Source organism: Myxococcales bacterium (assembly GCA_022563535.1).
Classification (GTDB): domain Bacteria; phylum Myxococcota_A; class UBA9160; order UBA9160; family UBA4427; genus DUBZ01.
Genome location: JADFNE010000108.1, coordinates 1 through 8,928 on the forward strand (window position 1 = coordinate 1; position 8,928 = coordinate 8,928).

Below are 8,928 nucleotides of genomic sequence, written 5' to 3' on the forward strand. Positions count from 1 at the left end.
GACGCGTCATCGTCCAGGGTAATGGTCAGGCGGTCCGTCAATGAACTGGCGACCACGATGTGAACGAGTTGTGGAGTGGACGAAGCAGCACCAGCACCGCCACCACCACCTCCACCACCGGAGCAGGACACCAGAAGAACGGACAGAACGATCGCGGACCATTTCGAGAGTTGGACAGTCATCATGCTCCTCGAGGGTAAGATCACGAACGTCTAGGGAGCATTGACCTTGCTGGCTGCTTCGGGCTGTCTTTCCTCGAGGCTGAGAGATATTGGCTTTTGTGAAGAGAATGGGCGTCACAGAGCGTTCTCGAACGCAGTCGAGTGGGAAACAATCAGCACAGCATCAAGTTAAGTTCGGAATCCTCCGGGTCGGGCTGTACCGACGGTGTGCGTGCCCCCGCGCTCGGGGCCTCATCGCTTCGCTCTTCAACCCCAATCGCGGGGGCGGGGAGACCTTCCAAATCCATCGTCTTCGAAGAAACCGAGCCACCCCCTCATTCAACTGGGATTGCCGTCGGGTCGCGTTGCCGAACCCTTCGGCGCAGACTGCCTGAGCGCTGCGATCAGTCCTCCTCCAGCAGGCTCGTTGCCGTGCCCACCGCTGACGGAAGCGCGAATAGTTCGGATTGCCACCCTTTCCTTTTAGTCCAGCTCTATTCGAGGGGCTCGATCCACGGTCGTGAGGGGAGGCGGGCCGGTTGCGGCGGGGTTTGTGAGCAGGTGCAAGAATTCGCACGCTCCAAGAAGAAACCGAGCCACCCCCTCATTCAACTGGGATTGCCGTCGGGTCGCGTTGCCGAACCCTTCGTCGCTGAAGCCACATTGGTCGCCAACGCGATCATGGAAGCGACATCGGCTAGGTTGGCCGGGATCACCAGGGTGTTGGCCTCTTTGGCGAGTTCACCGAAGCTCTTCACGTATTGCTCCGCGATGCGCAGCTTCATCGCGGATTCGCCTCCCTCCGCATTGATCGCCAGACCCACCGTCCGGATGCCTTCTGCGGTTGCGTTGGCGACGGCCAGGATCGCCGCTGCCTGTCCATTGGCTTCGTTGATTTGCTTCAGCTGATCCGCTTCGGATCGTTTGATGACCTCCTGCTTTTGGCCCTCGGCTTCGTTGATCTTGGAATCGCGAACTCCTTCCGAAGTGAGAACCATCGCGCGTTTCTCGCGCTCCGCGCGCATCTGCTTCTCCATGGCAGCCAGCACATCAACAGGCGGATTGATGTTCTTGATCTCATAGCGCAACACCTTGACCCCCCAGGCTTCTGAGGCCTGATCCACCGCAGCCACGACATTGGCGTTGATGGTGGCGCGCTCGAGGAAGGTACGGTCCAGATCGATTTTTCCGATCTCGCTGCGCAGGGTCGTCTGGGCGAGTTGAGAGATCCCGAAGGTATAATTCCCGATGCCGTAGGACGCGAGTTCGGGATCCATGACTTGAAGGTAGAGAACACCATCGACGCCGACCTGTACATTGTCTTTTGTGATGCAGACCTGCTCTTCAACATCGATCGCGTGTTCCTTCAAGGAGTGCTTGTAGGCAGCGCGCTCAACGAAGGGAATGAGAATGTGGAAACCGGCTCGAAGGGTTTTGTTGTACTTGCCGAGCATCTCGACCACATAGGCGCTCTGCTGGGGGACCACGACCGCCGTTTTTGCCAACGTGACGATGACCAATAACGCAACTGCAATCGCCGCTATGAATCCAACATTTTCCATGAGTTTCTCCTTGGCTGGGGTGTCCGTTGTTCGAGTAAAAAAAGCGGGTTCAGGCTCAAGGGGTGTCAGGGCTCGGCACGAAGTTCGAGCACGAGACCGTTGGTCCCCTGGACGATGGCCCGGCTTCCGGCAGCGAGGGGCGCGCTTCCCATATTGCGAGCCTGCCAGATTGCGCCCCGGAGTTTGGCGCTTCCCATTTTGCCGGGAGGAATTTCTTCGCTGACCCAAGCGATTTCACCATCGACTCCTTCGACCCGGTCTGAAAACTGTCCTCGCATTGCTTTGTAGACCCGCGCTCGAAAAATGGCGAGGTTGGCGATCGCGATCCCGGCAAAGAGCAACCACTGGCCCCATATCGGAAGAGCGACGGAGGTCATTCCCAACAAGCCTACGAGCAATGCAGAAACGCCTAAAAAGACCAGATAGAACTCAGCATCCACTGCAATTTCGGCGCCCAGAAAAATACTCCCCAGGATCATCCACTGCCACCAAAGCATGCCTTCACCTCTTAGCCATAATGCCAAGCATCGATTGGGAATCGATCGACCACAGTCGACGGGAGTATCGGCAATGAGGTGCCCCTTGCCAATTGCGAACTCTGACAAAGATTGAAAGGCAAAATCAAGCCACAGCTCTTCTCGGCCCTCGCAGACCCATCGGCCGCTTGGCATTTTCTTCCGTCCAAGGTGCATCAAGCCTAGACTCCCAGCATGCACATACCCAAGTACCTATTGCACTTCCTTCTCTTTTTCACCCTCGGCGCCGACACTTCAGCACCCGATACACCCCTCGACGCTCATCTCGCGGACACCCGTACCGGCTCTCTAGAGCAGATTGTCCAGGACCGCTATTTCCGCGTTCTAACTTCCAAAAGCTCCTTCGACTACTTCCTGGACCGCGGGGAACCCCGGGGCTATCAAGCCCAGATGGTGAAAGCGCTCGCCGAGCGTCTCACCAAGCGCTACCCGGGAAAGCTTCCGATCCGTTTTGAATTACTCCCGGTATCTAGCGATCAACTGATCCCTCTGCTTGAAGCCGGGCGTGGCGATCTGATTGCGGCGCGCCTCACCATCACGCCGGAGCGCGCCCAGCGGGTGCTCTTCTCCCAGACCTACCATCCAGTAGAAGAGTGGATCGTGGGTCGAAAAGGCGCCGCTCTGCCAGCCCGGGCGACGGACCTGGCGGGCCAGCAGGTGGCGGTGCGCGCGGATTCGAGCCACGCGCAAAGCCTGAGTGAGTTAAACCGCCAATTGATCGCCGCGGGCAAGCCAGCCATCACACTCGTTCCGGTTGACGATGAACTCGAGAGCGAAGATTTGCTGGCGCTGGTCGCCGCCGGTCGTTTCGATTGGACGGTCGCCGACTCGATCATGGCTGAGTTCGCCGAGAATCTTTACCCGGAGTTGGTCGTAATTCGAAGCTTCTCCCTGCGCCATCGCGGACAACTCGCTTGGGCACTCACGCGGGGCAGCGAGGCGCTAAAACGCGAAGTGGATGCCACCCTCCAAGACTTCCGCAAGGGGACACTTCGCGGAAACATCGCGCTGAAGCATTACTTCAAGAACGCCGCCAGCATTCGAGTTCGCTTGGACGCTGCAGGCGCGCCCAAACTCTCACGATACGACGATCTGTTCCGCCGCTATGCCAAACTGAGCGGCTTCGATTGGCGGCTACTGGCTGCGATCGCCTATCAGGAATCGCGCTTCCGCGCCGATGCCCACAACCCCTCTGGCGCGACCGGCCTGTTTCAGATCAAACCCCAGACCGCGGCGGAACCTTATGTGGATGTTCCCAACATCGTGGGCGTGGAGAACGTCGAGGCCAACGTCAAGGCAGCAACCCGTTATCTCGCGTGGATCCGCGACCGCTACTTCAGCAAGCAAGAGGGAATACGGGAACGAGACCGGGTGCGCTTTACCTTGGCCGCCTACAATGCGGGGCCCGCTACTGTGCGTCGCGCAATCAAAAAAGCCAAGGAGATGGGTCTCGATAGCGAGCGCTGGTTTAGAAACGTCGAAATCGCCATGGTGGCCCTGAGAAAGGGCGAACCGGTGAAGTACGTGAGCGAGATCAATCGGCGCTTCGTCGCTTACGAGTTATTAGGGGTCGAGTAGGGAAACGCACCCCGAGAGGGCCCAGACGCGCTCACTCCGGTCGCTGAGTCGAGACCGCGACCACCGTGAAGGAAAGGCTGTGCTGCTTAGGGCGTGCTCGTGTTCTAGCCGCAAGCGATGCCTCCTTGCCTCCCTTTGGCGTTGTTGCACGAATCGAAACACGAGAGCGGCTCCGCCACTTTCCGGAATTTCTCAGGCACCGCAACGTGTGCGTCGTCAAAACATTTCGGAATCGAGACGGCTCTCACTAAGAGACAGTCTTCAGTTTCAGTCTCGGCACACGTTCATTACATGGGCACTCGAAGCAGGGACACCGGTTACTCGAATTGCCGAGTGGGTGGGCGCGAGCGTCAAGGTCATCGAGGACACCTACCGCCACGTTTTGCCTCAGGCTGACGCCGATCTCAGATTCACAAACGTGGACCGAACCAAAACCGAACCAGACCGAACCCATGCGACCCGATCAACAGGAAGTCGTCCGCGCAAGTAGCTGAAACAAATGGTGACCCGGGTGCGATTCGAACGCACCGGCTTCGCCCTTCATGTGGGCTGCGCCCACGGGCGAAACCACAAACTGTGCCTCATCGGCCACAGTTTGCCCCCAACTTCCGAAGCTGGCCTCTCACATTGGATGCGAAGCTACGCTTGAATTTAAATGGTGACCCGGGTGCGATTCGAACGCACGACCCCCAGCTTCGGAGGCGGTTTCAAGAATTCTGCAACCTATGGGTATTGCTTCGCTATTCGGAATACTTGGTTCGGTCCGGTAGTGCCATGAGGTACCAGGAAGTGCCATAGGGTGACACCTCGCCCAGAACCCCGATCCTTCGCCTGCATCCCGCGGCATCCTGCTAAAGATACCCTCAACCCCTTTGGACCGATAAAACTCAGTAGCTACGGTGCCGTATGTAATATTGACGAGACACAGGTATCTGGTCGGAAGAGCAACCTGGATTTAAACCAAGAACCATCTTCCAGCAAGAACCATCCGTTACCCAAAGCTCCGATGACCTATGTTGATTAAAGGGAGCAATTCCGTGGCCAAAAATTCGAGCAAGGCGAATAGAAAAATCTCCCGCAGGCAATTCCTCGGCGCCACCGCGACACTCGCTATCGGCGGGGTGGCGGTGCCAGGAACCGGAAGTGGCGATGTGGCGTCCAAATTCGCGGATTGCGATTACGATGTGATCATCATCGGCGGGGGAAACGCAGGCGTGGCGGCAGCGCGTGATTCAATGGAAAACGGTTACAAGACGTTGCTGCTGGAAGCACGTAACCGTCTGGGCGGAAGAACGTTCTCCAGTGAGTTCGATGGCGATAAAGTCGAATTAGGTGGAGCGTGGATACATCACACGCAGCCTTTCGTATGGGCAGAGGTCGAGCGTTACGAACTCGAAATCACTGAAGCCCCCGGGGCAGACCCAGACACCATGTACGTCATCATGGATGGCAAACGCACGGCCCTCTCCGAAAAACAGTACGTGGAGGTGGCTGCCGGGTGGGGCATCTACCATCGGGCTGCGCGATCCATCATGCCTCGTGTTTGGGATATTCTGCACAACCGTGATGCTGCACTGACAGCAGACAAAATCAATGCGATCGAGCATCTGGACAGCCTCGAATTATCCCCACTGCAATACACCTTTATATTCGGTTTCATTTCCGGCATGGCGAGTAATCATCCTCAGCAGATGTCTTACCTGGAAGTTATGCGCTGGCATCTTGCCGGTGGCGGCTTCTTCCCCACATTCATGGATTCGGTCGTTCGGTTCAGCCTGAAGGATGGCACGGCCAGCCTGATCAATAAGATGATTGAAGATGGCGCACCCGAAGTGCGCTTGTCTTCGGTCGTAAAATCGGTTGAGGACCGGGGCGACAAAGTGATTGTCACTACGGTGCGCGGTGATCACTTCTCCTGCGATGCAGTCATCAATTGTCTGCCAATGAACACGATTGCGGATATCAAGTTCACGCCGGCCTTACCCAAAGGAGTGGTCGAGGCTGGAAAGAAACGTCATTGCGGATCGGGCTTGAAAATCTATATCAAAGTGAGGGGTGACGTAGGAAACATCGCGACCGTAGCGGTGGGAAACCCCTTTGATTACGTCATGACATACAAGCAGGCGAGCGGCTACACCTTGCTGGTGGCTTTCGGGAAGGATCCGGCGGCGGTCGACGTTTACGACGATGAAGATGTGCAAAAAGCACTCGACGCGCATCTTCCCGGAGTCGAGGTGCTCAGCACAATGAGTTATGACTGGAATAATGATCCGTACGCGAAGGGCACTTGGGCTGTATATCGACCTGGATGGGTCAACAAATACTACGATCAGTTCCAGAAAGATTACGGTCGGATATTCTTCGGCTCCTCCGACCACGGTGAAGGATGGCGCGGTTTTATTGATGGCGCGATAGGTGGCGGAATCAAGGCGGCCCAGCGCGTCAACGAATTCCTGGGTTAATCGAGCCTCCTCGATGAATCATTCAGCGCCTGCCTCCTTGGTCACCGCAATTTTTCTGATTCTCACATTCTCTACGGGGGCTAACGCGGACACAGCAGAAGACGATGCCGGCAAGAAGCAATTCAACAAGTGTGCGGCTTGTCATTCGCTTGAGGCAGAAACACACCTACAAGGCCCGAGCGGGTAGAGAATCCGGCTGCGTTCTACGACATTCAGGGGGGAGGGTAAGACTCCCTCCGCTCAAGGCCGATAGCGGTCGGTAAGACGGGCGAGTCACAATGAGTTGGGGACACGCAAGAAGTGGGGCACATTTGGGGGCATATCTTGAGCCGCACAATGTGAGCCCCAACGGCACCAAGCAATTACGGCCTCAGTTCGATTGCACGCTGTGGCATTTCTTTGCTTTCCGAGGGGGACCGCTGCATTACACTGATTGCCGCTTTGCTTGTGCGAGTTCACGAGTTGCCCCCACGTAAAATGCGCGGGGCTCACAGATTCGCGTGCGCACCCACTTGATTATCCACTCACAAGGAGCCCGCAATGGCAACAATCACGAGAATCCTACTCGCTCTATCCCTGGGCATCCCTGCCGGTGCAGCTCTTTCCGGAGAGGCGAGCCAATACAACATGTCGTTGCAGGAGAAGGTGATCACGGGTCCGAAAGGCTCACGGACCTCTCCCCAGGCGGCGTCAGTCAACAAGGACGTCGGGATTGAAGAGAAAAGTGTGCTGAAGGTTGCAGACGGCATCTACCGCCTTGGTGGTTGGGGGATCTCGAACATCATTGCCGTTGAGGGGCCAGAGGGCTGGGTCATCGTAGATGCGGGTGACTACCTCGAAGTGGCCCAGGAACAGCGCCGCGCCCTGGAAGACAAGGTCGGCAAGATCAAGGTCGCAGCGGTGCTCTACACCCACTCCCACTATGCGATGGGGGCGAAGGCGTGGCGGGATGAGGGTACCCGCTTCTACGGACATGAGGATCTGGTGGCAACTCTAAATGGCGATCAGGGAGTCAGCGTGTTGTCGGGCAACTTCGGCACCCGGGCGGCGATCCAATTCGGCATTTTGCACCCTGCAGAAGGCCCCGATGCGTTCCCGAACCTCATGGGTTTCGGCGCAGAAAAACTGACCGGCACCAAGGCCTTTGTGCCACCCGACGTCACATTCAAGGACGGAGTGGTTGAGAAGCACGAGATCGCTGGTTTGCAAGTGGAGGTGTTGCCCAGCAAAACCGATGTTGCCGAAAGTGTGGCCTTTTATTTTCCCGAGAAGAAACTGCTGGTCTCCAATGCCCTGGCCGCGTTTGCCGTCTTTAATCTCTATACCTTGCGCGGCGATTGGTACCGCGACCCGATGGATTTCGTCGAGGCTGCCGACTTGGCCCTGACTCGCGACATCGAATATCACGTGGATATTCACGGCGCGCCCGTTGGTCGGCAAGGACAAAGTCATCGCAGGTATCCAGGAAACTCGCGACCAAATGCAGCTCATTCATGACCAGACTTATCGCGCGATTTCCATGGGTCTGGATGCGCAGGACGCTGCCGAGAGGATCTACTTGCCTAAAGCGGTCCGCAAAGACAAAGAGACTTACGGCCAGGTGGAAAGCCACGTCAAGCGTGTTTATGGCGCTCGCATCGGCTGGATGGGGTGGGACGTCTACGACATCAGCCCTCTGAGCAAGGCTCGGTTCAGTAGCCAAGTAGTCGAGGCCATGGGCGGCGCCGACGAGGTGCTGAAAAACGCCAAGGCTGCCAACGCCAGCAACAGCCTGGAAGATTGGCAGTGGTCGCTCTACCTGACGTCACACTTGCTGCAGTTGGATGACACCAACGCTGAGGCCAAGGCGGTGCGCGCGCAAGCAGCCCGCGCCCTCGGCCAGCGCACGACTTCGGCAAACGCTCGCGGCTTTTACATTTCCGAAGCGCTATTGCACGAAGGCAAACTTCAATTTGGTGAGCATACTGTTCGCCACTATCAGCAGCTGAGCCAGGTGCTGGGGGCCGTCACGCCTGAGAAGCTGGCAGCTTCACCACTCAACGACAATGTGCAGTACCTACGCTACCTCGGTGACCCACGCCTGGCCGAGGGCAAGCGCGCTGAATTCAACGTCGATTTCAGTGAGGAGAAGACCCGCTATGCGATCGCGCTGCGCAACGGTGTTATCGCGATTACCGACCAACCCAATCAAGGCCCAACGATCAAGTTGAGCAAGGACGACTGGAGCCCAGTTGATCCTCGGCAAGAAGAGCTTTGCCAGCCTGCATGCTTCGCTTAAGTCGTTTGACGTAGCGATCGTAAGATGACCTGGAAATCGAAGCTCTTTGCATTTCTTATTCTATCCGTGCTCCCGATGGAAAGCCGCGCGGGCGAGTGGCAGAAGATGGAGGGTGCGGAGGAACTCAAGGCGTTCGTCAGCGGCGCCACTGCAGAGATCACCCTCAAGTCCGGCGTCGTCGCCAGGGGGGAGTACTACCCCGACGGAACGGCGAAGATCGAAGCCTGGGACGAAGTCTTCCCTAGAACCTGGGAGGTACGGGGAGGCGATCAGGTCTGTTACTCGTCCGAGATGGAGACCAACTGCTTCTTTCTGGAGCAGAACCGAAGCAACCCCGAAAAGTTTCTCTCC

At 57.2% G+C, this 8,928-nt stretch carries 7 protein-coding genes; 5 read left to right on the plus strand and 2 right to left on the minus strand.

Features of this window, described 5'->3' with window-relative positions:
* Positions 1–769: 769 nt before the first annotated feature.
* Together IH881_19235 and IH881_19240 are read right to left on the minus strand one after the other, a co-directional pair.
* The gene (locus IH881_19235; protein MCH7869835.1) at positions 770–1,723 is read right to left on the minus strand and encodes a paraslipin; all 954 of its coding nucleotides are present in this window, start codon (positions 1,721–1,723) and stop codon (positions 770–772) included.
* Positions 1,724–1,788: 65 nt separating this feature from the next.
* Positions 1,789–2,220 carry an NfeD family protein gene (locus IH881_19240; protein MCH7869836.1) on the minus strand — a complete coding sequence of 144 codons (432 nt, stop codon included), beginning with the start codon at positions 2,218–2,220 and terminating at the stop codon, positions 1,789–1,791.
* A gap of 213 nt (positions 2,221–2,433) precedes the next feature.
* On the opposite strand from IH881_19240, the gene IH881_19245 reads away from it, so the two are divergent.
* From IH881_19245 to IH881_19265, 5 genes are all read left to right on the plus strand, one after another.
* Positions 2,434–3,837, plus strand: coding sequence for a transporter substrate-binding domain-containing protein (locus tag IH881_19245; GenBank protein MCH7869837.1), 1,404 nt, complete (start codon positions 2,434–2,436; stop codon positions 3,835–3,837).
* 1,037 nt (positions 3,838–4,874) lie between these two features.
* Positions 4,875–6,299 carry an FAD-dependent oxidoreductase gene (locus IH881_19250; protein MCH7869838.1) on the plus strand — a complete coding sequence of 475 codons (1,425 nt, stop codon included), beginning with the start codon at positions 4,875–4,877 and terminating at the stop codon, positions 6,297–6,299.
* Between the two features lie 627 nt (positions 6,300–6,926).
* Positions 6,927–7,796 (plus strand): MBL fold metallo-hydrolase, encoded by an 870-nt coding sequence (locus IH881_19255; protein ID MCH7869839.1) that lies wholly within the window; start codon positions 6,927–6,929, stop codon positions 7,794–7,796.
* A complete protein-coding gene (locus IH881_19260; protein ID MCH7869840.1) occupies positions 7,780–8,577 on the plus strand; it encodes a hypothetical protein in 798 nt (265 codons plus the stop codon). The genes IH881_19255 and IH881_19260 overlap by 17 nt, the downstream gene beginning before the upstream one ends.
* A gap of 24 nt (positions 8,578–8,601) precedes the next feature.
* The coding region (locus IH881_19265; GenBank protein ID MCH7869841.1) for a hypothetical protein at positions 8,602–8,928 on the plus strand (327 nt) is incomplete at its 3' end.

Excerpts from the sequence above, each read along its gene's own strand:
- IH881_19235 (MCH7869835.1), bottom strand. The coding sequence starts at position 1,723 with ATGGAAAATGTTGGATTCATAGCGGCGATTGCAGTTGCGTTATTGGTC.
- IH881_19240 (MCH7869836.1), bottom strand. The coding sequence starts at position 2,220 with ATGCTTTGGTGGCAGTGGATGATCCTGGGGAGTATTTTTCTGGGCGCC.
- IH881_19245 (MCH7869837.1), top strand. The coding sequence starts at position 2,434 with ATGCACATACCCAAGTACCTATTGCACTTCCTTCTCTTTTTCACCCTC.
- IH881_19255 (MCH7869839.1), top strand. The coding sequence starts at position 6,927 with ATGTCGTTGCAGGAGAAGGTGATCACGGGTCCGAAAGGCTCACGGACC.
- IH881_19260 (MCH7869840.1), top strand. The coding sequence starts at position 7,780 with ATGCAGCTCATTCATGACCAGACTTATCGCGCGATTTCCATGGGTCTG.